General features: G+C 48.7%; 24 protein-coding genes. 8 read left to right on the forward strand and 16 right to left on the reverse strand.

The window, feature by feature from the left end:
* Positions 1–48: 48 nt before the first annotated feature.
* The 4 genes from O4H47_RS05595 to O4H47_RS05610 all read left to right on the forward strand — a co-directional run bounded on the left by O4H47_RS05595 (position 49) and on the right by O4H47_RS05610 (position 4731).
* Entirely contained in the window at positions 49–1563 is a 1515-nt protein-coding gene (locus O4H47_RS05595) for a di-heme oxidoredictase family protein (protein ID WP_419719597.1), read from the forward strand.
* Positions 1560–2612: an imelysin family protein gene (locus O4H47_RS05600; RefSeq protein ID WP_269392976.1), complete on the forward strand. Its 1053-nt coding sequence runs from the start codon at positions 1560–1562 to the stop codon at positions 2610–2612. The genes O4H47_RS05595 and O4H47_RS05600 overlap by 4 nt, the downstream gene beginning before the upstream one ends.
* Position 2613: 1 nt before the next feature.
* Entirely contained in the window at positions 2614–3705 is a 1092-nt protein-coding gene (locus O4H47_RS05605) for a DUF1513 domain-containing protein (protein ID WP_269392977.1), read from the forward strand.
* Positions 3706–3876: 171 nt separating this feature from the next.
* Positions 3877–4731 (forward strand): IclR family transcriptional regulator, encoded by an 855-nt coding sequence (locus tag O4H47_RS05610; RefSeq protein WP_269392978.1) that lies wholly within the window; start codon positions 3877–3879, stop codon positions 4729–4731.
* Positions 4732–4823: 92 nt separating this feature from the next.
* On the opposite strand, the gene O4H47_RS05615 is transcribed toward O4H47_RS05610, so the two are convergent.
* Complete coding sequence (locus O4H47_RS05615) at positions 4824–6458, reverse strand: peptide ABC transporter substrate-binding protein (protein ID WP_269392979.1); 1635 nt, start codon at positions 6456–6458, stop codon at positions 4824–4826.
* 266 nt (positions 6459–6724) lie between these two features.
* Here O4H47_RS05615 and O4H47_RS05620 point away from each other — a divergent pair, with 266 nt between their 5' ends.
* On the forward strand, positions 6725–9175 hold the full coding sequence (locus O4H47_RS05620; RefSeq protein ID WP_269392980.1) for a beta-mannosidase: 2451 nt from the start codon (positions 6725–6727) through the stop codon (positions 9173–9175).
* On the opposite strand, the gene queF is transcribed toward O4H47_RS05620, so the two are convergent.
* From queF to queC, 4 genes are read right to left on the reverse strand one after another with little or no spacing between them, the layout of a single operon-like run.
* On the reverse strand, positions 9172–9642 hold the full coding sequence (queF, locus tag O4H47_RS05625; protein WP_269392981.1) for a preQ(1) synthase: 471 nt from the start codon (positions 9640–9642) through the stop codon (positions 9172–9174). The genes O4H47_RS05620 and queF overlap by 4 nt on opposite strands.
* Positions 9643–9657: 15 nt before the next feature.
* Entirely contained in the window at positions 9658–10413 is a 756-nt protein-coding gene (gene queE / locus O4H47_RS05630; protein WP_419719598.1) for a 7-carboxy-7-deazaguanine synthase QueE, read from the reverse strand.
* A complete protein-coding gene (queD, locus tag O4H47_RS05635) occupies positions 10389–10748 on the reverse strand; it encodes a 6-carboxytetrahydropterin synthase QueD (protein ID WP_269392983.1) in 360 nt (119 codons plus the stop codon). Before queD ends, queE begins: the two co-directional genes overlap by 25 nt.
* Positions 10748–11443, reverse strand: coding sequence for a 7-cyano-7-deazaguanine synthase QueC (gene queC, locus O4H47_RS05640; RefSeq protein WP_269392984.1), 696 nt, complete (start codon positions 11441–11443; stop codon positions 10748–10750). Before queC ends, queD begins: the two co-directional genes overlap by 1 nt.
* 167 nt (positions 11444–11610) lie before the next feature.
* Between queC and O4H47_RS05645 the strand changes: the two genes are divergently transcribed.
* Positions 11611–12228 (forward strand): transglutaminase-like cysteine peptidase, encoded by a 618-nt coding sequence (locus O4H47_RS05645; RefSeq protein WP_269392985.1) that lies wholly within the window; start codon positions 11611–11613, stop codon positions 12226–12228.
* A 111-nt stretch (positions 12229–12339) separates the two neighbouring features.
* Positions 12340–12861, forward strand: a complete 522-nt coding sequence (locus O4H47_RS05650) for a hypothetical protein (protein WP_269392986.1) — start codon at positions 12340–12342, stop codon at positions 12859–12861.
* Between the two features lie 48 nt (positions 12862–12909).
* Here O4H47_RS05650 and O4H47_RS05655 read toward each other — a convergent pair whose 3' ends face one another.
* From O4H47_RS05655 to O4H47_RS05705, 11 genes are all read right to left on the reverse strand, one after another.
* Positions 12910–15042, reverse strand: a complete 2133-nt coding sequence (locus O4H47_RS05655) for a GumC family protein (protein ID WP_269392987.1) — start codon at positions 15040–15042, stop codon at positions 12910–12912.
* 42 nt (positions 15043–15084) lie between these two features.
* Complete coding sequence (locus tag O4H47_RS05660; protein WP_269392988.1) at positions 15085–15855, reverse strand: metallophosphoesterase; 771 nt, start codon at positions 15853–15855, stop codon at positions 15085–15087.
* Entirely contained in the window at positions 15848–17176 is a 1329-nt protein-coding gene (locus O4H47_RS05665; RefSeq protein WP_269392989.1) for an O-antigen ligase family protein, read from the reverse strand. The genes O4H47_RS05660 and O4H47_RS05665 overlap by 8 nt, the downstream gene beginning before the upstream one ends.
* On the reverse strand, positions 17169–17888 hold the full coding sequence (locus O4H47_RS05670) for a hypothetical protein (RefSeq protein ID WP_269392990.1): 720 nt from the start codon (positions 17886–17888) through the stop codon (positions 17169–17171). The genes O4H47_RS05665 and O4H47_RS05670 overlap by 8 nt, the downstream gene beginning before the upstream one ends.
* On the reverse strand, positions 17852–19087 hold the full coding sequence (locus O4H47_RS05675) for a hypothetical protein (protein ID WP_269392991.1): 1236 nt from the start codon (positions 19085–19087) through the stop codon (positions 17852–17854). Before O4H47_RS05675 ends, O4H47_RS05670 begins: the two co-directional genes overlap by 37 nt.
* Positions 19084–20343 carry a glycosyltransferase family 4 protein gene (locus O4H47_RS05680; RefSeq protein WP_269392992.1) on the reverse strand — a complete coding sequence of 420 codons (1260 nt, stop codon included), beginning with the start codon at positions 20341–20343 and terminating at the stop codon, positions 19084–19086. The genes O4H47_RS05675 and O4H47_RS05680 overlap by 4 nt, the downstream gene beginning before the upstream one ends.
* Positions 20324–21397 (reverse strand): hypothetical protein, encoded by a 1074-nt coding sequence (locus O4H47_RS05685; RefSeq protein ID WP_269392993.1) that lies wholly within the window; start codon positions 21395–21397, stop codon positions 20324–20326. Before O4H47_RS05685 ends, O4H47_RS05680 begins: the two co-directional genes overlap by 20 nt.
* A 215-nt stretch (positions 21398–21612) precedes the next feature.
* Positions 21613–22431, reverse strand: a complete 819-nt coding sequence (locus O4H47_RS05690; RefSeq protein WP_269392994.1) for a WecB/TagA/CpsF family glycosyltransferase — start codon at positions 22429–22431, stop codon at positions 21613–21615.
* Positions 22431–23414, reverse strand: coding sequence for an NAD-dependent epimerase/dehydratase family protein (locus O4H47_RS05695; protein WP_269392995.1), 984 nt, complete (start codon positions 23412–23414; stop codon positions 22431–22433). The genes O4H47_RS05690 and O4H47_RS05695 overlap by 1 nt, the downstream gene beginning before the upstream one ends.
* 42 nt (positions 23415–23456) lie before the next feature.
* Positions 23457–24461 (reverse strand): UDP-glucuronic acid decarboxylase family protein, encoded by a 1005-nt coding sequence (locus O4H47_RS05700; RefSeq protein ID WP_419719599.1) that lies wholly within the window; start codon positions 24459–24461, stop codon positions 23457–23459.
* On the reverse strand, positions 24437–25159 hold the full coding sequence (locus O4H47_RS05705) for a sugar transferase (protein WP_269392997.1): 723 nt from the start codon (positions 25157–25159) through the stop codon (positions 24437–24439). The genes O4H47_RS05700 and O4H47_RS05705 overlap by 25 nt, the downstream gene beginning before the upstream one ends.
* 375 nt (positions 25160–25534) lie before the next feature.
* On the opposite strand from O4H47_RS05705, the gene O4H47_RS05710 reads away from it, so the two are divergent.
* Positions 25535–26704, forward strand: coding sequence for a nucleotide sugar dehydrogenase (locus O4H47_RS05710; RefSeq protein WP_269392998.1), 1170 nt, complete (start codon positions 25535–25537; stop codon positions 26702–26704).
* Positions 26705–26738: the final 34 nt, after the last annotated feature.

Here is a 26738-nt window from a genome sequence, read left to right on the forward strand (position 1 = left end):
TTAAAGGGTCGCCAATTGGCGACCCTTTACCTTTGTTGGAGATGTGATTTGGCCCGCAGCTTTTTGGTTAGCCTTGTATATTTCTCCGTGTTTGTTGGACAAGCGGCCGCACAAGAACAAGATTTGCAACGTGCCGATTTGAACGCTTCGGCGCGCGCCAAAGTCTACGCTGCTACAAAAATCACTGATGATTTTTCCAAACCCGAACGGTTTGAGAACATGCAAGGCGGTGCGGCGACGTCACGCAAGTTGGTGTCACGAGATGCCTTTTCACATTTCTCAGCCAATTTGACTTTTGAAGAAGAAGAGAAGTTTAACCTTGGCAACGCCTTTTTTGAAAAGCTCTGGGTTTCCTCCCCATCTTCCACTTTTGCATCTGATGGGCTTGGGCCCTTGTTCAATGCGCGCGCTTGCCAATCCTGCCACATAAAAGATGGGCGCGGTCACCCACCGACCAACACAACAGACGATCGTGTTTCTATGTTTTTGCGCCTTTCCGTGCCGCCACGCACTGCGGCGGACAAGGCGGTGATTGCGTCGGGTGAATTGCAGGTGATTGAAGAGCCAACTTATGGCCGTCAGCTGCAAGATCTGGCCGTGCCGGGTTTGCTTGCAGAAGGACAAATGCAAGTCACATATGAAGAAATCAAAGTAGAATTGGCCGATGGTGAAACCGCCTATTTGAGGGCACCAAGCTACAGCATTTCAGATTTGAACTATGGCCCGCTCGACCCCGAAGTGATGATTTCACCGCGTATTGCACCGCAGATGATTGGCCTTGGTTTGCTCGAACAAATTCACCCCAATGATATTTGGCAAAAGCAAGACCCAAACGATCAAGATGGTGATGGAATTTCTGGGCGCGTGAGCTGGGTTACCTATGCAGGGTATGAAAAACAAATTGGCCGATTTGGCCACAAAGCTTCGCACGCCAGTGTGCGGGCGCAGAGCGCGGGGGCATTTGCAGGGGATCTTGGCCTATCATCCCCTTACATTCCCAAACACTGGGGTGAATGCACAATAGGTCAACCCAAATGTCTTGCAGCACCGCATGGGGTGCAGAAAAGTCAGGGCGATACTGAAGTGCCCGATCCGATTTTGGAGCTGGTGAGTTTTTATGCACAAAACTTGGCCGTTCCCATGCGGCGAAATGTGGATGATCCGCAAGTGTTGCGCGGCAAGGAACTTTTTTATCGCTCAGGTTGTGCGGGTTGCCACACGCCCAAATATGTCACCCGCAAAGACGCGCCAAATCCTGCTCAGCAATTCCAGTTAATCTGGCCCTATACTGATCTGCTTTTGCACGATATGGGCGAAGGCTTGGCCGATGGTCGTCCTGTTGGTAGCGCAAACGGGCGCGAATGGCGCACACCTCCCCTTTGGGGAATTGGGTTAACTAAAGACGTGTCTGGGCATACGCAATTCTTGCATGATGGTCGCGCTCGAAATCTGCTTGAAGCCATTCTTTGGCATGGGGGCGAGGCACAAATGGCGCGCGATCAAATTGTCGCAATGAATAGGCTTGACCGAACCTCACTATTGAGCTTTTTAAACTCCCTATGATCAGAACAATTGCCAGCGCGATTTGCGCCCTCATTATCACCGCTCCCGCTTTTGCCGACGGCGCCGAACAACGGGCTGTCGATAAGTTTATTGTTCCGGGGTACCAAGCCTTTGAAAGCGCTGCGGACGCCCAGATTGAAGCAATGGACGCCCTTTGCGCGGTGCCAAGTGACAAGGCTTTGACCGCAGCCCAATCTGCATTCTCGGATTTGGCACTCAGTTGGAGCCATATTGAAGTCATTCGTTTTGGGCCTGTTCTTCAGGAAAATCGGCTGGAAAGAATTTTGTTTTGGCCCGACCGAAAATCGATTGGATTAAAACAAGTTCAACGGGTCATCGCACAACAAGATGAGAGCGCGATCACCATCGGCTCTTTGGTGCAAAAAAGCGTCGCCTTGCAGGGTTTGGGTGCTCTAGAGTTTGTGCTTTTCGGAACTGGCGCTCAAGATGATTTGCACAAAGAGAACAGTTTTCGGTGCCAATATGGGCTAACCATCGCGAGTGCATTGCGCGAAGTTGGTGCCGAAATTAGCACAGAATGGACCAAACCAGATGGTTTCGGTAACCTGTTGATAACGCCGGATGAAAAAAGTGACACATACCGGAACAATAGCGAAACAATGCGGGACATTCTGGGCGTCGTAGCACATGGCCCTGAGATCATTTTCGACACAAGGTTGAAGAAATATCTAGGTGAAAGTGCCGCATCTTCCGCACCAAAGTCAGCTCTGTTTTGGCGCAGTGGCCTCACGTTCAAAAGCATGGCGGCCAATATCACTGCGCTTGGAAAATTTGCTGAAGCGGTTGATTTTAATGACCTTTTAGGCGAAGAAGATCATTGGGTTGCCGACAGCTATTTGTTTGAAGCAAAGAACGGCATTCGCGCGTCGCAGCTTGAAACTCTTGTGCTTGAAGCACCAATTTCTGACGCGCGAAACAAGCTAGAGTATCTAGCTGTTGTCTTGCGTTCCATGGGAGAAATCGCGGGACAGGATTTAGCGCAAGCCCTTGGCCAATCAGCAGGTTTTTCCTCACTCGATGGGGATTAATATGTGGTCACGGCGTGATTTTATGGCCCTGGCCGGCGGCGGTTTTTTGGCCGCGCTAAGTGCCCCGACCCGCGCCGAAATTTACAAGTCAGAACAACTATTTGCCGCCACCTGTCGTTTCAAAAATGGCGAATTTGGTCTCGCCATTTTGAATCAATCAGGCCAATTGATCTCGAGCGAGAAACTGCCCTCACGCGGACATGATGTGGTGCAATGCCCCAACAGCGGCAACATCTTGGTTTTTGCCCGTCGCCCGGGGCTTTTTGCTGCGCTTTTTGTCCATAATGGGCGCCCAATTGGTCAGGTTGACGCCGTTGCGGGTCGGCATTTTTATGGGCATGGCGTTTTCTCGCCAGATGGCAAATTTTTCTATGCAACGGAAAATGATTTCGACGGTGCGCGCGGCATTATCGGCGTCTATTTGATTGGTGCACAACAGATTGAACGGATTGGTGAATTCTATTCCAACGGCATTGGGCCACATGATATTCAGTTGAGCGTTGACAACCAATATTTGATTGTGGCGAACGGGGGAATTGAAACGCATCCTGACTTTTCGCGTACCAAACTCAACCTTGCCACAATGAAGCCGAACGTTAGCTGGCTCAGCGTTAAGGACGGCTCTGTTGCCGCCAGTTTTGAGCCGCCACTCGCTTGGCACAAACTCTCACTAAGACATATGGCAACCGCCGATGGACGCGTGGTTTGGGTTGGTGGACAGTTGCAAGAAGAGGCGAAGTCTGACGTGCCGTTGCTCGCAAAATTATCGTTGGACGGTGGAATTGAGTTCTTGAACATTGAGCGTGATTTGCAGCGTGAATTGCGCGGATATGTTGGCTCGGTTGAAACCTCAGCCGATGGCGAACACATTTGTGTCAGCTCTCCGAAAGGCAACCGGGCGATGGTGTTTGATCGACACGGCAATGTGCAGAAGGTGCAGGTGCTGAGTGATGTGTGTGCTTTGGCGGCAGCGCCCGGATTTGGGTTTCAATTCGGCACTGGTTCGGGCAGTTTTGGCACAATTGGTCAGCTACCAGTTGAAATCAATGGCCTTCATTTTGACAACCACATGATCCGGCTGGTTTCGAGCTAGCCGATACCTTAAACTCTTGGCATCCTCGGGCCAATCAAGTTAGGAGGTTCACCACGACGTCGGGCTTTATCTTTAAAGCTTAGACATATATGTTAGTTCGAATGTTGTGCGTCTTTTTTACGGAAATGGCGCACATGCAACCGAATATTCTTATATTGATTGTGCGGCCACATGACCAACTCTTCGACATCATTCCATCATCATGGTGGCCCTTCTGGAAATAACAACGACACCGAAGAAACGGACACGCAACGTGATGCTTTGTTTGTTGGGTCCGTTGAAAAAGCACTTCGGGTTTTACAAGCGTTTAGCGGCGACAAATCTGCCCTAAGCTTGTCAGAGATTTCTGAACGAACGGGGCTAGGCAAGAGCGCGGCCCAGCGGTTCTGTCATACGCTGGTATCGCTTGGCTATTTGCTGCGTGATGAGCGAAGCCGTCAACTGCGCCCATCGGCAAAACTATTAGAGTTTTCATTCACGTTTCTTGCGTCTGATCCGCTTTCATCCATTGCCGCGCCCTATTTGTTGCAAGCGCGAGAATTGTCCGGCGAAGCCGTGAATCTGGCGTTGCCGCATGGATTTGACGTGATCTATATTACGCGCCTGCCCAGTTTAAACTCACATTTGGTCAATCCGCCGATCGGTGGGCGAGCACCAATGTTTTGCACCTCAAGTGGAAGGGCATATTTGTCTGCATTGCCAGAGCAAGCTGCAAAAGAGATTGTGGAGCAATCCAATCTGCGCCAGATCACGCCACATACCATTACCGATAAGGACACAATCTTGGCCTTGATCGCGCAAGCCCGGTTAGATGGGTTTGCTTCTGCGGTTCAAGAATGCATCAACGGAGAGCTAACTGTGGGGGCTCCCATATTTGGACGACAAGGCAAAGTGGTCGCTTCGATGAATATCTGCGTGCATGGCCGAGCATGGAGCCCGGAGGAAGTGGTCGACAAATTGGCACCGATCGCTATGAAAACCGCGAACGAGATTTCGCAGGCCCTTGCCACCTCTCCAAACATCTAAGGCAAAAACCAACCCGCCTTAGCGGATTGGTCAGCTTGAACGTCAAAGGGAGATAGGGCCTAGGGTTAAATCAGAACCCACTTTGCGTTTAGTTAGTTTGCCGTGAAGTACATGTCCTTGGCGTACCAATTCTGTTGTACGTTTTCCATCGGCCAGCCTTTTAGCGCCGGGTTTTTCATCATGACGCTTGTGTAATGGTAAATCGGCATAACTGGCATATCACGGGCCAGGAGTTGCTCGATTTTTGTATAAGCCGGATTTGGATCGGACGATGTTTTTGCTTCGTCCAACAAGGCGTCAACTTCAGGGTTTGCGTAACTTGCCCAGTTCTGCGCGCCACCTGTGCGGTGCAGATCAAGGAACGTAGAAGCTTCGTTGTAATCGCCAATCCAAGCGTAACGGATCATATCAAAATCCTTGTTGCGACCCGTCTCGAGCATTGTTTTCCATTCCATGTTGGTTGGAATGGCGTTTACGCCAAGCTTTTGTGACCACATTGCAGAAATCGCAGTTGCAATTTTCTTGTGCGTTTCGGACGTGTTGTACAACAAATTGAATTCAAGTGGATTGTCCGCACCGTAACCAGCTTGTGCCAAAAGTTCTTTGGCCTTTGCGTCACGTTCATCCTGCGTCCAGCTTGCGTAGTCTGTTTTTGGATCAACAAAACCAGCTGTTGCAGCAGGTGTTACGTTGTATGCTGGGCGCTGGCCGCCTTGCAAAATATTGTCCGTAATTACATTGCGATCAACAGCATAGGAAAGGGCTTGGCGCACCCGCACGTCTTTAAAGGCTTCTGGGCCCGAGGCATCCATGTTGAAGCTATAGTAGTACGAACCAAGGTAAGGCAGTGACAGGGTTTCGTCTGGACGTTCCTTTTTCAAACGAATGAACTGGCCTGATGGAACCGCTGTTGTGTCCAACTCACCAGCAAGATAGCGAGTGAACGCAACGTTTTCATCATTGATCACTTGAGTTTCGACACGATCAATAATGGTTGCTTCATTGTTCCAATACATTGGGTTGCGTTCGCGCACTGTGCGTTCTTTTAGAACCCATTCAGTCAGTTTATACGCTCCGTTAGAAACCATGTTTTCGGGGCGGGTCCACTCTGCACCATGTGCTTCAATAGTTGCTTTGTGCACTGGGAAAACAGTGGCCAAAACAGTCATTGATGCAAAATATGGTAGTGGCGCTGTCAAGCTGACTTCAAATGTATAGTCATCAACCGCGCGAACACCCAACTCCGACTTATCCATGTCACCGGACAAAATCTGAGATGCATTCTTGAGTGACATAAGGTCAACATACCAAGAATAGGGAGAGGCCAATTCTGGGTCAACCGAGCGTTGCCAAGCATAAACAAAATCATGGGCGGTTACAGGATCGCCGTTTGACCATTTAGCGTTGTGGCGCAAGTTGAAGGTATACACGTCGTTGGTTTCGTTGGCTGACCAGCTTTCGGCTACGCCAGGCACCAAATTGCCGTCTGCATCTTGGTTCAACAGGCCTTCAAAAAGATCACGCGCGAAAGAAAAACCAGTCACGTCTTCCATCAATTGCGGATCAAGCGACGGAATTCCATCGAGCAAACGCATACGTAGGACCTGGTTTTCTGCAAGTGTCTCGCCAGTCACCGGGTGGGTTGCCGCTGCAAAAGCAGACCCCATCAAAGCCATTGTGAGTGTTGCGCCAAGAGTTGCGCTTTTCATAAGTCTTGGAAAATTCATTATCCCTCCATGCCTCAAGTCTCCCACTTACCCTCCGCAAGTTTCGGCTCAAGTATTATATTGCAATACATAGCATTGTATAAAAATACCAACGTCGATGCAAGTGGTGAATTTTGATTGCATCGCTTCAATTTTCGGGCCCGGGTATTTCGGCCCTTGATCCTGCTCTTTTGTCCGTCTAAAGTCAGCCGAGCACGTTCTCTTGCCCACCTTCACAAGCATTCCATTCTTTTCACCCGTTCAAAGTCGCAACTTCAGGATCAATCATGCAATCGATTACATCACCGTATTTACTGCAACTTGATAAGGGCTGGCACATAGAAAACGAGACCCAAACGATCCGCGCTTCGTTTTCTGTTCCGGGAGATGTGCATTCATCATTACTCGCTCAAGGCACCATATCGTCACCATATTGGCGGGATAACGAAACCTCTTTGGACTGGATCCACGAGCAGAATTGGGTTGCGCAAACTCAGTTTGAGTTTGATGGCGACTTGGCGCGCAAGCATCTTCTTAGCTTTGACGCTGTGGATTGCATAGCAACTGTATTCTTAAACGATCAAGAAATTGGTTTTTGCGATAACCAGTTTAGACGATGGGACTTTGATACCAAAGGCGCGCTAGAGCGCGGCACGAATATTGTGCGTATCGTTTTCCATTCCAACAGCATGGCGGCAAAAAAAGCCGCCGATGCCTCAAGTGTCACGGTTCCATATCTGTCGTTCAACAACCGCTTGCCTCACTATAATTACCTACGCAAAACCCAATGCCATGCTGGCTGGGACTGGAATATTGCTTTGTCGCCCATCGGGATTTACGGCGATGTTTTGCTGCATCAGGCAGACCCCGTGCATTTTGATGGCTTAATGGTGCGCCAAATTCATCTTGAAGACAGCAGCGTGACATTGGAAATCGACGTAAGCTTTTCAGCGCAAACGACAGGTGAAATTCAGCTTTCGGCCAGCATATGTGGAGCCACAGCAAGTCGGACGATAACCCATTATCCAGGTACGACAACAAAACGCATTTCACTCAATGTTGCGGATCCAGAACTGTGGTGGCCGATTGGTAACGGGCCACAAACATTGCACCAATTGAGTGTGAGCCTTGGTGAACTCACAAAATCTCGCAAGGTGGGATTTAGGCAGATAGAGCTCGACACCAGCCAAGATGATATTGGACACCGTTTTGCGTTCAGCGTGAATGGCCAGGAAATGTTTATGCGCGGCGCAAACTGGATACCAGCAGATGCCTTGCCTCAGAATTGCACCCCAGAGTTGGTGCGCGATCGCCTGCAATCGGCGATCGATGCGAATATGAATATGATCCGGGTGTGGGGTGGTGGCCAATATGAACCCGATTGGTTTTACGACTTATGTTCCGAACTTGGTCTGCTGGTTTGGCACGACTTTATGTTCGCCTGCAATCTTTACCCTGCACACGACAAGACATGGCTAAAGTCTGTCCGCGAGGAGGCCCGCCATCAAATTAGGCGACTTTCTAGCCATGCATGCATGGCACTTTGGTGCGGTGACAATGAGCTTGTTGGCGCCCTGAACTGGTACGAGGAGAGCAAGGCAAACAGAGACCGTTATTTGGTGCTTTATGATCGGCTCAACCATTCCCTAGAAGAAGCAATTGACGAACTCCAACCCGACATTCCTTTTTGGCCATCTTCGCCCTCCGTCGGTCCACTCAACTTTGGTGATGGCTGGCATGATGATAAATCCGGCGACATGCATTTTTGGGACGTATGGCATTCATCAAAAGACTTTGAGCACTATCGGTCTGTAAAACCTCGTTTTTGTTCAGAGTTTGGATTTCAGTCTTTCCCCTCGATGGAAGTAATCAAAAGCTTCACTGAACCTGAGGACCGCAATGTTTCATCGGCGGTGATGGATGTGCACCAACGAAATGAGGGCGGTAACAGCCGGATTGTTGAAACGATTTCGCGCTATTTCAAGTTTCCAGATGGTTTTGAAGATATGGTCTTTTTGAGCCAAATCAGCCAAACCCTGGCCATGAAAACTTCGATAGAGTTTTGGCGCGCGCAAATGCCCAGATGCATGGGTGCATTATACTGGCAACTCAACGACACTTGGCCAGTTGCGAGCTGGTCAAGCCTTGAGTATGGCGGTAACTGGAAGCTAACTCACTATGCAGCAAAACGATTTTTTTCGCCTCTGCTGGTCACTGCGCAACCAGATGCCGCCACAGGCGATGTGGTGTTTTACGCCATTTCAGACCTTCGCGCGCCTTGTACATTATCGCTTGAAATTGAACTGGTGAGCACGTCCGGCGAAGTGCAACCGCTTGCCGCATTCAACGCTCAAAGCAAACCAAATCTATCTCAAGAGATATACCGCCTGAAGAGTGCCGACATTCCCGCAGACAAATTCTTGTCCTTTGTTTGGACTGACGAACAAGGTGAACATCAGGGCGAAAGTGAATATTTGCCATTGCGGCCAAAAGCCTACCCATTTGAGCAACCGACCATTTCCATCGAACACAACCAAAGTGCAAACGGACGCTTAGAGATCACGCTTTCTAGCGACAAGCCCGTGTTGTTTGTGACATATGATCATGGCGGCGCTAATGTTTATTCCGACAATTGTTTTACCCTTTTGCCACATCGGCCGAAAACAATTTGGGTCGCGCGACAACGTGGAAATGCCGCACCAACAGAGCCCAAAACAATACACTATTTGAAGGGTTAGCCGCGCCCGCGATAGGTTGGGACGTCTTGGCTCGGAATCCATACTGACTTTGGCGCTTCCCCTGTTTGCCAAAAAACGTCGATGGGGATGCCGCCGCGCGGATACCAATAGCCGCCAATGCGCAGCCACTCTGGGTCCAACAATTCCACCAAACGCCGCCCGATCGACACAGTGCAATCCTCATGAAATGCACCGTGATTGCGGAATGAGCCAAGGAACAGTTTTAGCGACTTGCTTTCAACCAACCAATCGCTAGGCACATAATCGATGACCAAGTGCGCGAAGTCGGGCTGGCCGGTCATGGGGCAGAGCGAGGTAAACTCGGGTGCGGTAAAGCGTACACAATATTGCACGCCCTCTTGCGGATTGGGCACTTTTTCAAGCACAGCTTCTTCTGGGCTATTGGGCAATTTTGTGTCGCCACCCAATTGGGTAAGATTGGCGTAAATGTCTTTTTTGTCGGTCATAGTTTTCACTTTATTCTAGACGCCGCGTTGATTGCCCCAAAGCATTACATGCAATTGGGGGAGCACCCAGGCGCTGAACCATTTGGTTTGATTTACTTTATCGATCAACCACAACATGCGCTGATTAATGCCTTCAAGGTCAATGGCTGCATGCTGCTCACTAGCTGGCGGTGGCGTATGGTTGCCGGGCTGCAGATAGACTGGCAGGTCTGGGTGTATAGCAGCCACCTTCTGCGCAAAGACGAAATCTTTGTCATCAAAAACCACAAATTTTAGCACGGTTTGACCAGCGCCCCGCCCCACTCTAATCGAAGTGTTCAAGGCCTCTGGATCGAACGTCATTTCACTTGAAGGGGGTTTTGGGCTGAGCACTAAAACATCAAGCGAACCAAACCAATCCTTTGCAATACTGCCTTGGGTTTCCATCGCAAATTGAAAGCCTTGGGATTTGCCCAGTTCAATCAATTCGCCCAGCGGTTGAATCGCCGGATTACCGCCCGAAAGGGTGATCATTATTGGCTGATTTTCTGTGAGGGTCTTTACCTGATCCAATATTTGGCTCGACGACATTGGCGTCCATTGATTGCGAAATTCTCCATCAACAGCATGTAGACTATCACACCACACGCAACGAAAATCACAGCCGCCTGTGCGCACAAACACCGTCGGTTGACCGATAACGGCGCCCTCACCCTGGATGGTGGGGCCAAAGAGCTCTGAGACGCGTATAAGGTTTTTGTTCTCGCTCATGATGGGCGGTATTCTGCCCATGTTTTGGGCGTTTCGCTGACCCGCACAGCAGTCGTTTCTGCAAATCTTTGTTTGCACCAATCAAACAAATGCTTGGCCAAAAATTCGGCAGTAACCGCCTCACTTTCGAATACCTCATTGAGATGTCTGTGATCCAAATGATCATCAATATATGCTTTAAGTTCACCTAGTTCTTGGTAGTCGCGCACAAAGCCAAATTGATTGAGGGCTGCAGATCGCAACTCCACTACCACCACATAATTGTGGCCGTGCAAACGTGCACATTGGTGGTCGCTTGGCAAATCAGTTAGTTGATGGGAAGCTGAAAAATGAAACTCTTTTGTGATCGTGTACATCAAGTTGCCCCACTCGTTGCAGCGCGCCAAAAATCAGCGTCGGCGTAAGTTGTGGGGTCATCAACACCAGCCAGGTGAAAGGCTTCTCGTCGTTCAACACAGGTGCCGCAGCGCCCGCAATGGGTTTCATTTCCTTTGTAACATGACCACGTCTGGGCAAACGGCACATTGTGCCTTGCGCCATCTGTCACAATGTCGGCTTTTGAGCCATGCACATAGGGGGTGAGAAGCTGAATACTGGCATAGCCATCTAGCGCTTTGTCTTGCATGTTTTGGAAAGCGGCAACGAAATCGGGGCGACAATCAGGGTAGATGAAGTGATCCCCCCCATGCACTGCGGCGGCAACCGCATCGGCGTCATTTGCCGCGGCAATGCCAAAGGCGATGGCCAACATTATCGGATTGCGGTTGGGGACAACAGTCACTCGCATTGTTTCTTCTTCGTAGTGTCCGTCTGGCACATCAATATTGTCTGTAAGGGCAGATCCGGAAAGGCTTTTGCCAATATGCTGAATATCGATGATTTGATGCGGCACACCAAGGCGCTTAGCGCACATAGCAGCGCTATCAAGTTCTTTTTTGTGGCGTTGCCCATAGTCAAAAGAGAGCAGTCCCACGAGCGAATGCTCAGCTGCAACTCGATGGGCAAGCGTCACTGAATCCAATCCGCCAGAGCAGATTACGATCGTTTTCATTTTTTCATCCTTGTTTTGTCCGGGTAGGCTGCGACCGGGTCGGCGCTGTGTTTATCAGGTGATGGCGAACTTGAAAAGCGCCGAACACGCGAAAACGCGAAGGGACTTTAAGCGAATTTGAATCTTTGCCTGTCAACTTGTGGTCATTGCGCTACGCGGAGACGGCTATGATGAACCGGAGTTTTGAAAAATCAAGAATGCTGGCCTGTGCGGTTGGCATGGCAATTGTTCTGATTACACCTGCCTTGAGCGCGCCTTTGAACGAGGCCTTTCAAAGGAAAAACGAGAGCGTTGAGCACGCTCACACGCAAAAAATCAGAACTGTAGGGCAAGCACTGGCACCAACGGGCTTTCAAATATTCTGTTTGTTCAACGCAACACAATGCCAAGGTGGCGGTCAGACGCAAATTGAAATGACCAATGACTTGATGGATTTACTCTTGCGCGTGAATTCAGGAATTAACCGTGCTATCCGCCCCCGGAACGACAAAGGCGATATTTGGTCCATCAATGTATCTGCTGGAGATTGTGAGGACTATGTTTTGACCAAGCGCGCCGAACTGATCAAATTTGGGCTGCCCGCAAGCGCCTTGCGCATTGCCACAGCATATACGCAAAACGGCCAAGGCCACGCAGTATTGGTTGTCATTTCCAGGCAAGGCGACTATGTGCTGGACAATAGGCGAAACGCTATTCATGATTGGCGAAATGTTGACCTAACGTGGGTTGCCATTTCCCAAGCGGACCCCAAAAAATGGTCCAGCATTGTTTCTACAAAACATTGACCCCTTTGTATCGAAAAGCAAACCGCAACGAAGCGGGCGCGAATTGGCTGTCTTGAACCGGGTCATATGCCATGGTATTGAGGATTGTATAATTTAACTTGAGACTTAAACATGATACTTCGAACCACATTTGGGCTCACTTTGGTGTGGGCGATTTTTAGTTCTGTTGGTCATGCACAAGACCAGAGTGCAAATCATCTCATTATGGATCGGAATGTAGAACTGGTCGAAATTTACGATGTATCGGCCTGTTTTCAGCCGCATGAATTTAGCTGCGCTTACTTCATCCAAGCTTACATCAAACAGCTTGATGCTGCCCGAATTGTGGGTGAAAATAGAGAGAAAAAACTACTTGGGCTCATCGCACGGATCGCAGGGTCTTCAGCGGCATTGGCTAGCGCGAAACCCGAACTCTCACCGGACAGCACACCGGCTGTGCAGGCCGCCGCGAGCGCACAAATTGACCAGACAAATAAAATCCTTGAACAGGTGGCCGAAGCGATCCGAAAAACATCAACTCAGTTTTCTAATACTCAAACCGCTATAGCTGTAACCAAAGTTGCCGATATCGTAAAAACAGCAGGTGGATTGAGTACAGCGTCGCTTGACCCGATCCTAGCGAGCGACAATTGACCGACTTCACCTTGCAAATGTGCCACCTTTCCAAGCCCGCTGCACCGATTAGCTAAAATAGCTTTCGTAGTTCGCGCTGTAACCCAAAGCGATCGAGTCGCTGCGATTGAGGACAGGCACGACATTCGCGCTAGAATTGAGATATTTCTCCAGCAACATGTTGGCTTTTCGAACATCTTGCTGAGACGTTGTTGAAAAACCCACAACGAAAACGGCAACGTCGACTAGGTGCAACAAGTAGCTTGTGTCCACAACGGGCAATAATGGAGGGGTATCAATCACCACAAAATCGTAAAGCTTTGCAACGCTATCTATCAACCTTTCAAAACCAATGTTTGAAACAAGACTATCCGCTGCAAGGCCCAATTGGCTTTGGCCGACCAGCGCATCAAGATTTGGGATGACTTTGTTGGTGAACGAATTTGTCAATCCACCAACGCTGTCTGGGTTTTGCAGATATTCCAATAGTCCCGAACCTCCGTCCAGCTCAAGGAACTTATGGATAGATGGTTTTCGAAAGTCAGCATCGATCAGCAGGACTTTTGCGCCAGCGTGGGCCATGCTTTTGGCCAATGAAATTGCAAGGGTAGTCTTACCTTCACTTGGCACCGCTGACGTCACGAGAACCACCCGCCCCACGTCATCGTTCACCGCACTATTTCTTTGTGCGCCTGCAAGATCGATTTCTGAACGAATACGCCGAATTGTTTCGGCAAAATTTGAAGAGGGCGCATTGTCCATCACATCGACGAGGTTCGTTTTGTTACCATTTACATCTGTGAACGGTCGAAAAGCAGGTACAACAGAAACAACCCTGCGCAAAATGACATCTGCGAGTTGCCCCTCAGAGGTTATTCCCCCCCAATATTGATCCAAAACAAAGGCCAGTCCCACAGCAACGCCAGCAGCCGAAACAAATGCAATGGCAAGCACCAACAGTTTATTGGGGAATGAGGGTTCAAGTGGAGTAGCGGCGAGCTCTGCGATGCTGACGTTTGAGATTTGCACATCTGTTTGAACTTGAAGTTCAGTGCCGCGTTCTACCAAACGTGTGTACATGTCATTATTGACTTTTGCGCGCACCCTTAAAGCATCCAGTTTTGAAATGAACGAAGTGGGAGCGATCTGAACCACTCTTGCGGTCAAATCATTTCGCGCGGCGATGGCCTGTTGAGTATCGTCCTCTTGGTTCTTTCGCAGCACCGATAAGTCTTGAGCGATTAGCCGGTTCAGTTCTTCATCCATTTGTGTCAGCTGGCGTTTTTGCTCTGCTGTGAACTCTTGCTCCGATTGCCCGTGGACTTTTGCTGCTAACTCTTGTCTTTGATGCAGTAGAATTTTGAGCCCTTCACTAACCAATGTGGACTTTTGGACTTCGCTTGGTATTTGGTCAACACTGCCGTTGAGCGCTTCAATCATATCTGCATTGAGTTTGCTTTTGGCGGTGAATGCGTCAACTTTGTCCCGCAAAATGGGAATTTGAGGGTCTTTGTTGAGCTTGATGATTTCACGCAAGTTATTTGGAATGTACGCTTCCAGTTCCTGCTGCGCTACTTCGTTTAAGCGGCGCGTTGCAGCAATTCGCTCGTGGAAAAGGGTCTGCGCCATATTGGACGACCTAACCTTTTCTTCGTGCCTGAGCGCAATATGCGATAATGCAATTGCATTGGCGATTTCTGCGGCGTCTTTTGGGTTTTGGGTGCTCGTCGCTACATTAATGATAAAGGTGAAACCCTGCCGCCTTATGCGGATCTTTTTCTTGAATTCATCAAAAACGCCGTTGATACGTTGTTCTTGGGACATAGGTGTCGTTGCCTGGTCCAGACCCAAAAAGAGCGATATCTTCTCAATCGCTGATAACGACACACCGTGTTCTTTGCTATCGATCAACCCAAGGTCGGTGAAGGCTTTCTCAAGAACTGGCCTCGAATTTATTATCTCCACTTCCGTATCGATAAGGGCATTGGCCAAAGCAGTGGACGGCGCTGTTGCATCGGGGTCAAATAGGTTTTTACCAACCACATCCAGCAGCAGTTTGGAGGTTGCTGTGTATGTCGGTTTGATAATGAACAGCGCAGTGGTCGTTAGAATAAGCGTCAATGCGATGAGAGTAAGAATGAACCTAAAACGCCGACGAAAGACATTAAGAATTCCGCGCAGATCTATTGCCTGCTCGTCCATAAAAACACCTAAGTATAACTTCAAATAATAATAGGTGCATTATTATAGCGTTATTGAGTAAAGTTCAACGGCACCGCATTTTTCGATCTTTGCGTATGATAGTCTGCCGGTGGCAAAAGCCGCCGTATCGAGCGAAATCTCTGCTTCATTTTTAACAGGATTTGGCACAATGAAATGGCCGTGCACGATTGTTTTTCCGAACGCTTGTTTTTGGCACTTGTATGATGAAACGTTGCGGCACGTATCTTTTGCTGTTTGCTCGGCAATTCCTTTTTCCGGGTTAAGGCCGGCATGGGTGAAAATAAATTTGTTCCAAATGTAATAGGGAACAAGACTTTCAAGAAAGCGCATGTGATTTGCAGGTATTGCGGCGAGAACTTGATATAAAAGACTGCTCTTATCAACGTCTATTCGCCCAATCCCATAAGACAAAAGCGTTTCTCGGCCACCGCAAAAAAGCCAATCAGCATCGGGACTAGGTGAAGACAAAAACTCTTTCATCATCAGTTCGTGGTTGCCACAAATACACAGCCGAACAAACCCTTTGGGGGACACGCCAATCAGGTGTTCAATAAGGTTCGCGGACATTGGTCCACGATCGATAAAATCCCCAAGGAACAGTAAAGCAGCTGACCCGCTTTTTTGGTTGTGAGTGTTGAAAACCTCGTGTTCAAGTTTTTTCAACAAATCCAGAGATCCATGAACATCGCCAATTGCGTAGATCGTCTGGATATCATCGTTTATGAGGTGGCTCTTCTCATCAACTTTGCAGTGGGCTCGTTGAAAACGCTTTGCCCAAATAGTTCTAAACATTGGTGCGACCGCCAGCGGTTTGGCCAATGGCCAACACAAATACAAACAAAAGCGCGATAGCCTGTATTTCAACACTGAAATCGACCAAAGCATGCACCGCCACCACCGTTGTGCACCCAATACTTGCCATTTTCCGCGCCGATAGAATCGATTTTCGCCAAAAAATAGCGACTGATTGCGCAAAAATGAGTGCGATGGTGAGGATGGGCACTAGACCGAAAAGCAAACCGAACTCGACAAATAAGGACAAATAGGTCGAATGGGCTTTATCCCAAACATAGCCAACGTTCAGCGACTTGTCCCTTACCAGTGGAAACACGAGGTCAAAGGTGCCTGCGCCAAAACCAACGATGGGTCGATCTGCGATCAGTTTTAACGCTAATTCATATACTGCCAACCGATGGCCCGCATCCCTGCCGGCGACCAAAACCCTATCAAGTAAATCTGGGGAATTCATCACAAAGACACTGATGACCAAAACCAGTGTCACAACAAAGGCGATTATCCAATAGCTCCTGTATATGTGCGTTTTCGAGATCCAGAGGCAACACAAAACGGCGATGCCACATACCGCCCCAAATATCCCCATTCTTGATTTGGTCAGCACAAGTGCAACGGCTAGCAAGATGACGCACACCACATTCAACAAGAGTTTTGGCTTGCTAAATTCCACCAACAAGATTTGCCGCGCTTCAAGCTTTTGGAGCGCAGAAATCACAATCGACAACGCAATGATCAAACCCAGTGCCAGATAAGTCGCAAAGCTGTTGCGGTTGACGAATGTGCCGGTTGCAACCCCGATATAGTTTTGCTTTTTAAAAATGATAAGCGGGTCCCCCAGCTGGGTCAGGGCAACGAGCGCGTAAAACGCGTAGATTGCAATGCCAACAACAAGGGCTTGTAGGGCAAATTGACCACCACGGGCTTTGTCGAAGAGCTTTATGGTCAGGACAAAAACCAAGCCATATGTCAGCCAGTTGATTAGGGACAATACTGTGGGGCCAATGGCAACACTTATTGTTTTTCCCGATAGTCTGCCATCGATGATGGTGCCCAGTGGTTCAAAGATCGGCACCGGTAGCATTTGCACCAGCACAAAAATGATGAACAAGAAATAGAGCGCAAAAACTGGATTTGATTGCGCTATTTGCACAAGGTTTGATTTGTCCGGTTTTTTGGGGGAGATGAGATATGCAAAAGCGATCAGGGAGAAGAGAAATAGGTTAAGCGCCCAAAAGAACGGCCTATTGCTGGCCAGTGGTAGTGCCGTAAACAAAACCACGGCTATCACCGCAGATTGCAATAGCCGCACGTTAGACATTTGCCACCTTGCCCACATCCAAAGCGAAACCTTCTGTTGCATTGCGTTGGCCGGACATCATTTCAAGAAAACGCATTTGATCCGCGAACGGCAGCGTTTGCACCGCCGCAAAAGTTTGCTGTCGAGTGTTTGTGCGCAGATATAAGGTGGCAACAATGTTCCAGTCTGTGTTGCCGACAATCAAAACTGAGATATCATTTTGAACAACAGTTGCGAGAGCGCCGCCAGACAAAAGGTGGGGCGCGCGTTCAATGAGCCACAACACCCTAAGGCGTGCAATCCAAAGTTGGTTTGGGCTCGACAGATAGGAGCGTTGAAACCCCTCCACAAGCGACGCTTCATCTTCCAACAGCGTTGCGCTGAAACCTACCACCATCCAAGCATATGAATAAGTGGGCAAGCGCTTGGCAATTTCCAAGCTCTGTGCGTGGCAATGCAGCATTTCGGCTCTTACGTTCCCAGAAAGGCCAAGCAAGAATTGGTAGTCAGACATGCGACGCACGCATCGGTCCAGCAATTGTTTGTTTGCGGCAACAGAAAATGGGGCGTTATTGGTCGTATCGATTATGTTTCCGCGCGCCTTCGGAAAATAGAGTTGCCCCTCCTCCAGCATCACCACAAGTGAGATGATCACAAGGCCGACAATCGCCAACAATGCCAAAAGTTTTGAGAGTTTCATGTGCGCATGTTCCGCAGGCTCTGGCCATGCCATGCCAACGCGCCCCGACGCTGGGTTTCTCGCTCTTGCATCTTTGTAATGTGAAACATCAAAGCAAGGCACATTGAAGCGCCTAAGGAGAAATTGAGGGTTGTGAAGCCGGGATTGACAAGACTGGCTACAACCAAAACATTGAAAATTGAGCAGAAAAGGCGACTGTGGTGCAAGGTCATGTGAGATTTTGTTGCGAATAATCTCCAATAGAAAAACAAAAGTGCAGCCAAGCCCAAAACGCCGGTTTTCATCAAAACATCGTAAACAACACTGTGGGTGGAAATATAAAGCCTTGCGGGATCATCCTCCAAAAAAAACGACCAACTAGAGTGGGTTACGTCCCAGAAATTGGTGGCGATAAACTCATTGCCAAACCCAACCCCTAGACCAGAGGAATCGCTGAGCGCGATCAAAGCGTCATGCCAAAATTGTGCTCTAAGGCCGGAGTTGTGGTCAATGCCGTATAGTTCTAACGCATGCCAAGGCGCGATGAGCACAAATGCCAACAATGAGAAAAACAACCCGGCCGAAACCAGACGAGGCCATGGCAAAACCCAAGTCACAAAAATGGCAATCATAAGGACTTGGGACTGAGTGCTCGATGACAGCAGAGCCACAACGACAAACACGCTTATGCGAAGCAAAAGATTTGACTTAGAAAGGACCAAAAAGATGAGCAACAAATAGACCGGCAAAACATCATTTGATAAAACGTATAGGGTGAATGTTTGCCCTTCCCCCACGTACCTTGTTGTCCCCATTCGAGACAGACAAGTTATGGCGAAAACGATGCACAAAAATGCCAATGCGTTTTTTTGGATTAAGGTGTAGTGGCGGCCAAAAAAGGCCGAAAAGGCACTTGTGGCAATTGGAATGATGATAACCCAACTCCACTGTCGTAACGCGGCAAATACATCTCGATAGACAGTCCAGCTACTTGGGGCCAACCCGGCTAAAGACACAAAAAGCATCATTGTTGAAACCAGCAACAATGGAAAAAATGTCCAAAATCCGACAACCCGTCGAGCACAGTAAATGGAACCTATTGAGGTCAATATGACCAGCGCAAGCAACCAAATGCCAAATGGGCGAAACACCTGAAACCCAATCGTATAAGCCACAATAGGAAGAGCCCAAAGTGCTGCTGCTTCCTCGTTCGCTGGCTCATAAGCACTTCTAGAGACGGAAAGCATCGTCATGCGCCGCCATTTCTTGTTGGTGTAAAGTCTGCATAGGCAGCAACGACCCGCGAGGCCCAAGTTTGTTCGCGCGCCCATTCTTCAGCCGTTTTGGCGAGCTTCTCCAGTTCTGCCGGTGCGCTCAGATAGTGCTTTATTGCCGCCGCCATCATGTCGACGACCTCGTTTTCTGTGCGGCTTTGAACGGGTATTTTCACACCTGCCGTTGAAGGCAAGAGAGCGCCGGGACCGCCGCAGTCCAAACACACAACAGGTGTCCCTCGAATAGACGCCTCAAGCACAACGTTGCCGCTAGAGTCATGGAGACTTGGAAACAAGACAAGGTGATGAGATTGATACAATGCGTCTAGCGCATCCTTTGGTTGCCACCCGAGCCAAGTAACACGGTGTGCAATGCCCAGGACACTTGCCTGGCGCTCCCACAATTCTCGCTCCGGTCCATCACCCGCGATCGTTAGGGTCAAATCTGGTAGCGCGATCATCGCTTGGGCGATTGCGCCTATACCAAGATGCATTCCTTTCCAAAATTGACATCGCCCAGCAAAGAGCACTGTTGGGTTCTTGGTCTTGGTGGCGCCAACCGGTTTTGGAACTTGGTCTATGCCAATCTCAAAGAGTTGTTGAACTTTCCATCGAGCAAACTTTGGCACTAAAGCAATGTTGTCTGGCGTTTTTATCAGAATTAGGCTGGCTTGGCTGAATTGCAGGCGCAGAATTGGATCAAACGGGACAAGCGCGTTCCACAAATCGCGCACTGCATCAACAATTTTACCGCGCAATGGATAGGATTTTCGCAATTGTTTGGGTGCACACTCACCGCCCCCTAATGGACCAACAATAAATGGAATGCCGAGCGCGCCCAAAAAGCTGGGGTAGCGAATGCCTCCAAAGGTTATGTGATGCACCAAATCAAACCGAATTTCTTTGTGCAATTTGAGCGCCCGCCAAACCGCAAGAAACTGCCACAAGTAAAGATAGACATATTGCCAAACCCTATTTGAGCTTTGGTAATTGGCGCCCCCAAAGGCATCAACATATGTGAATTTTGGCTGATTCAACTCAGGCAATTTGTCTAAACAAAGCTCAATTTCCCCTCTGTAGACACCGCTCGTAAGTACGGTTACCTCATACCCCAGCTTTGCAATTTCTAGCGCCCAACGCCACCCCACACCTGCCTCTGACCCAAGGCATGGCGAACAGGCAAACGCAGACAACAAGACCTTGCTTTGTTGGGTGTCAGCTCTGAGTTTGAGCACTGGGCGTCCTTTCTCTTATTACCAATGAGAAAGGCCAAATGAGCGCTAGGGTCGCGATTAATTGTGCAATGGTTATGCCACCGACCAGTCCAGAAACATTGAAAAACATCATCGCGGGATAGGCAATAATTGCGCTCGTAAGCGCTGCCAATGCTGTCGCGTTCGATATCGCTTTTGTGCATTCAAACGCCCGAAGAGCAAAAGTGATCAACGTCCTCAAAACGATCAAAAAATACACCCCGCAAAAAGCTTGAAGGATCCAGACCTCAAACACGCGTTGTCCCAAAAATAAATTTGAAATGGGTTCAGCAAAAAACGCTATGCCCAAAAGGGGCAGCCCAAGGCAGAAAACGATGGCCACTGCAAATCGACGATAACTGGCGACCGCCCGTTCTTGACCAAGCGCTCTCATATCCGCGCCGATTTTTCGAGGTAGAATATTCTCTAGCGCATAAAGAAATGGATTAATGAGCCCAACAAGGCTTTGACTGGCGCGAACCATGCCGATTGTCTGAGGCCCCAAAACCAGGGCGCCAACCGCTACAAACAGATGTTCATTGCAGAACTGCAAGAAGGTTGCCCAGCTCAACCAACCGCCACTTTTGACGATGCGCCCAATATTTTTTTGCATTTGGTTGGCAGAAGTCACGAAAATGGTTTTTGCGAAATTTTGGCAGAACGTCAAAATTGACCCCGCCAAAAAGCAAGTCGAAATTATGAGCACACAGATTGTAGGATCCAATTTGATCGGCGAGTTCACAACAAAAAGGAATGCCAAGCCGACGCAGATATATCGAAGTACATCAGACAGAAACGCCTGCACATCACGGCAAACCAAAAACAAGATGCGCCGGAGAAATTCCGTCAGTGCGATCGACATGAAAAACAGGGCAAGGATCGCACTATTTGCGCCAAGACCAAACAGAAATCCGCCGCCAATCAAAAAAGCCACTGTAACCAATGAAATTGTGCAAAACACCCAGCTCGACGTGGCAATCAATGCGCGCTGCTCACTTTTTTCAGTAAGCTCTAAGATTGATGAAAGTGGCATCATGACTAGGGCCAAAATGACGGCGCTCAGGTTTAACGCAATCAAATAGTAAATGCTAAACTGGCCAAATTGGGCAATACCTATGGCCCTTATAACAAAAACAGTTATGGCGAAATTTGCAGCGCTTGATAGGACTTGGCTGGTCACTGGCCAAATTGAGTTTTTAGATCCCTCGCATAGTTCTGCGCATAGGCAACGTATTTTGGTGACCAACGGGCTCAACTTGATTTGCTCCCATTTCGGATAATATCCAGCGCTAACAGCCACAAAAACCGGGGGGATGTCGTAAGGTAACGCTTTCCTAGGCGGCGCGGTTCGCGCAGGAGGCGGTAGAGCCATTCCAATCCCGCTGCGTGCACCCATTGCGGCGATGGCTCAATCACCCCCGCATTGAAATCAAACGCAGCGCCTACACCAATCATCATTGCGCCAATTTGTTGGGTGTGATCGGCCATCCAATTCTCTTGTTTGGGGCATCCGAGCCCAACGAATATCAATCTTGCGCCGGAGTTGCTGATTGCATTGATGATGTTGGCATCTTCGTCGGCGCTTAACTGGCGAAAGGGCGGCGATAGAGCGCAAGCGATCTCGAGCTTTGGATGTATCGTCGTCAGATTGATCTTTAGCTTTTCAAGTGTCCGATTGTTCTTTCCACCGATCAACGCGATTTTTATACCTCGTGCCGCAGCCTGTGCGCACAATCGATGCATAATGTCCGCGCCACGCTGCGTGCTTTTGTACGACAGACCATATCGGGTTGCTCTGGCCCGCTCCAAGATGACGCTGTCTGATATAACAAATGTGGCAGCATTCACCTTGGCGCCAAACTTTGGGTCATCGTGCACAAGCACGCATTGGTGGACATTGGTCAGGCAGCAATAACCAGGTTGACCAGCATCCGCCATCTCAACGATGCGTTCAAGGACCGACGCTAGATCCAGATCATCCAAACGCATGCCCAACATATCGTGAGAGGGCAGATGCTCTGATTTTGATGTGATCGGGTGCACCTTTGAAGCTTGTTGCGTTAATTGCATTAGGCAGCACTTTGGTTGGTTTCGCGCTGCACTTGGCGCTCGATCCAGTCGTAGGTTTGCTCAAGCCCAGCATAAAGCTTCAAGCTTGGTCGCCAGCTTAGTTTTTGCTCAATAAGCGCATTATCAGAGTTGCGACCACGCACGCCTATTGGTCCTGATATATGGTTCTTATGGAGGGTCTTGCCTGCAATTTCGCACACCATATCCACGAGTTGATTGATGGTGACCATTTCATCTGAACCGATATTTAGTGGACCTGCAAAACCCGACTGCATAAGACGTAATGTGCCTTCAATACATTCATCAATAAACAGAAATGACCGGGTTTGATTGCCGTCACCCCATATTTCGATTTCACCACCATCGCTGGCCATCGCAACCTTTCGGCACACAGCGGCCGGCGCTTTTTCCCGACCGCCTTGCCAAGCCCCCTCAGGGCCAAAGATATTGTGATACCTAGCGACACGATTATTCATACTATGGTTTTTGTTGAAAGCCAGAAACAGGCGTTCGGAGAACAATTTTTCCCATCCATATTCACTATCTGGTGCCGCGGGGTAAGCGGACTGCTCAGTGCAGAACGGATTGTTTGGATCTAGCTGATTGTGAACGGGGTAAACACAGGCTGAAGACGAGTAGAAAACTCTTCCAATGCCTCGTTCTTGGCAACTGCTTAGAACATTTAGGTTTATCGCTGCAGAGTTGCGCATTATTTCTGCATCGTTTTCGCCGGTAAAAACATAGCCAGCACCGCCCATATCGGCCGCCAGCTGGTAAACCTCATCATATTGCCGATCTATTGCTCGACCACAGGCTGCGCTGTCTCGCAGATCAGCAACAATGAAATCGTCGGCTTGTGTTTCTGCAAATGGTGGAAGCTTTAGATCAACGCCGCGAACCCAATAGTTCTCACGTTTTAGGCGTTTGACGAGGTGGGATCCGATGAAGCCCCCAGCGCCACACACGAGTGCGCTCCGTTTCATTGTTTACTCCTAAAAAAATACATAGAGCGGCATTGATGGAATTCATACCGCGGCCTCATTCGTCAAAATATCTCTAAAATATGCAATAGTGTTGCCAAGGCCTTCTTTTAACTGCACTTTTGGCGACCAATCTAAGTACTTGATTGCCAAACCAATGTCTGGCTGGCGTTTTTTTGGATCGTCAGTAGGTAAAGGTAGATTAATTAGTTTTGAGCTGGATTTGGTGGCACCAATAACCAATTGAGCCAACTCTTGAATGGTGAACTCGTTTGGGTTTCCCATGTTGATGGGCATACAAACAAAATCCGGCGCATCCATCAGCCGCAGCAGCCCTTCAACCAAATCGTCACGATAACAAAACGAGCGCGTTTGCTGGCCGTTCCCGTAAATTGTGATGTCCTGCTTTTTTAGCGCCTGAGTGATGAAATTGGAAACGACGCGACCGTCTTCGGGATGCATGTACGGACCGTATGTGTTGAAAATCCTTGCAACTCTTATGTTTAAACCATGTTGGCGTTGGAAATCGTAAAACAACGTCTCTGCACACCGTTTTCCTTCGTCATAACACGCACGCAAACCAATTGGATTTACGTGCCCCCAATAGTCCTCAGTCTGGGGATGAACTAACGGATCGCCGTAAATTTCGGACGTTGATGCCTGCAAAATTTTCGCGTTCACTCGTTTTGCCAACCCAAGCATATTCAAGGCGCCAAGGACGTTTGTTTTCATGGTCCGAATTGGGTCGTCTTGATAATGGACTGGCGATGCAGGGCAAGCCAAATTGAAAATCTCATCGACTTGAGCGGAAAGCGGCAAGCAGATATCGTGTTTCATCAGCTCAAAATTGCGGTTTGGCAAAAGGTGCGCCACATTTTGCCGAGCGCCGGTCAAAAAATTATCTACGCACAGGACGCGGCACCCGCGCTCCAATAGTCGTTCACAAAGCAAAGACCCTAGAAAACCCGCACCGCCAGTAACAAGAACCGTCTTTTGTGCCATTCGCGTCGCCCCCATGGTTGCCGCTAGAACCCGGTACCGCGCCAGCATTCTCTGACGGCTGTTAGAACGATGATTTGGCAATCGAGCCACACATTGTTTTTGATGACATACAATCGATCATGAACGATCCGCATTCTTGATCGCTCTTTATCCAGCGTTGGTCCGCGCAATTTGTTGATTTGTGCTAGCCCGGTGATGCCCGGTCTTAAGGCATGACGACGATGGTAACTGGGCACCAACTCTTCATATAAAATGCCCCCTGCGTGTAAACCGACGGGGTGGCAACGTGGCCCGACGAGTGACATTTCACCCTTTAAAACATTCACCAGTTGCGGCAGTTCATCAATGTTTGATTTGCGCAAAAATGCACCCACAAGCGTGACACGACTATCGTTCTTTACCGTTTGCTTGGTGCCAGTTTTGTCGCATCTGCCAACATACATCGTCCGGAATTTTAGGACCGTGAATTTACGCCCGCCCTGCCCCCACCTTTGTTGCCTAAAAACCGCTGGCCCAGGGTCTTCAATTTTAATTATCATCATGATTATCAAAAACACGGGCCAAAGCAGTGCCAACGCGACCACGGAAATCACAATGTCCATCGCTCGCTTTGCAGCCACATTCAATTGCTTGGCAAAACTGGTGTTAGCAGCAGGTCGACCATAGCCTGATGAAGGAATGGGAATTGATTTTTTACCCGACGGAAAGACAAATGCGCTTTGCGCGCCAAAAGACTGAAAAGACATAATGCTCAAAAAAATAAAAAGTTAAAAAAGTATTAATACGTACCCTACATGATGATGAAAAAGATTCAACTACACAGTTGCTTCGCCGAAGAGAATTTGGCTGGATAAGTAAGCTATTGATATCACACATGTAAATTCAGAAAACTCCAAAACAAGAGAGCATTCTCGTTCTTTGGGTTTGCTAAATTTTGTTGAGTGCGGTTTATTATTTTGTGAGTTATACGAACATTCACCGATAGAGAAATGACCGATTTGTAGCAGCTAAAAAGAGGGTGATGGGGCATATTCACCTAATCGTTCAAGCCTTGTTATCGACACAACTATACTGCTTTCACGCAACCTCATTTTTGCATCTGCATTAGAGACCCTAAATTTATGAAAAAGATAACAGTTGTGGGGATGGGGTATGTAGGCATCGCAAATGCCGTTCTATTGGCACAGAACAATCAGGTGTTGGCGCTCGACATCGACACTAACCGCATAAATCTCATCAAGAGTAAAACGAGCCCGGTTAAAGACGAATTGGTTTCCCAATACCTCGCGAGCTCAAAACTGAACATTCAGGCAACTACAGACAAAACAGATGCATATGGCGACGCCGATTTCGTCGTTATATGCACGTCAACTAACTATGACACTGCGAGTAATTCAATAGATACATCAACGATAGAAACCGTGATAAACGATGTGTTTGAGCAGAACCCTGATGCCACGATTGTTATCAAATCGACAGTACCCATTGGATATACACAGCGGCTATGCGCGAAGATGAACAGCACAAATATTCTGTTTTCACCTGAGTTTTTGCGTGAAGGAAACGCGCTACATGACAATCTGTACCCCTCGCGGATTGTGGTTGGTGGCGATTTGAAGACTGCGAAAGCATTTGCCGCCCTCCTTGTTGAAGGGGCCAAGACCAACAAAGTTGAAACGCTTTTCACCTCCACTTCGGAGGCCGAAGCGATAAAATTGTTTTCCAACACTTATCTGGCAATGCGGGTCGCCTTCTTCAATGAATTGGATAGTTTTGCGCTTGGGTTTGACCTAAATGCTAAAGACATTGTTGCTGGGGTTGGGCTCGATCCAAGGATTGGCAATAGTTATAACAACCCCTCATTTGGCTATGGCGGCTATTGTTTGCCCAAAGACTCAAAGCAGTTGCTGTCAACGTTTGAAGGTGTGCCCCAAAACCTTATGGAAGCCATCGTACAATCAAACGAGACGCGCATTAATTACATTGCGGACCATATAATCTCGCAGGCACCAAAAACTGTTGGGGTTTATCGGCTGGCAATGAAGAAAGGTTCCGACAATTTCCGCGAGAGTGCTGTCCAAGCGGTTATGTTGCGGCTGCAAACTGCGGGCATCGAAGTGGTTGTTTTTGAACCCGCGTTGGAGGGAAAATCTATCTTTGGTGCAAGGACCATTTCTGACTTATCTGAGTTCAAGAGCAGCGCTCAGGTCATCATAGCCAACAGATTTCATAATGACTTGGCTGACGTGTCTGATAAGGTCTTCACACGGGACTTGTTTGGCAAAGACTAAAGGTGCCCAATCGCTCATCGTGATGCGGAAGGAC

Source organism: Maritalea porphyrae (genome assembly GCF_027213965.1).
GTDB lineage: Bacteria > Pseudomonadota > Alphaproteobacteria > Rhizobiales > Devosiaceae > Maritalea > Maritalea porphyrae_A.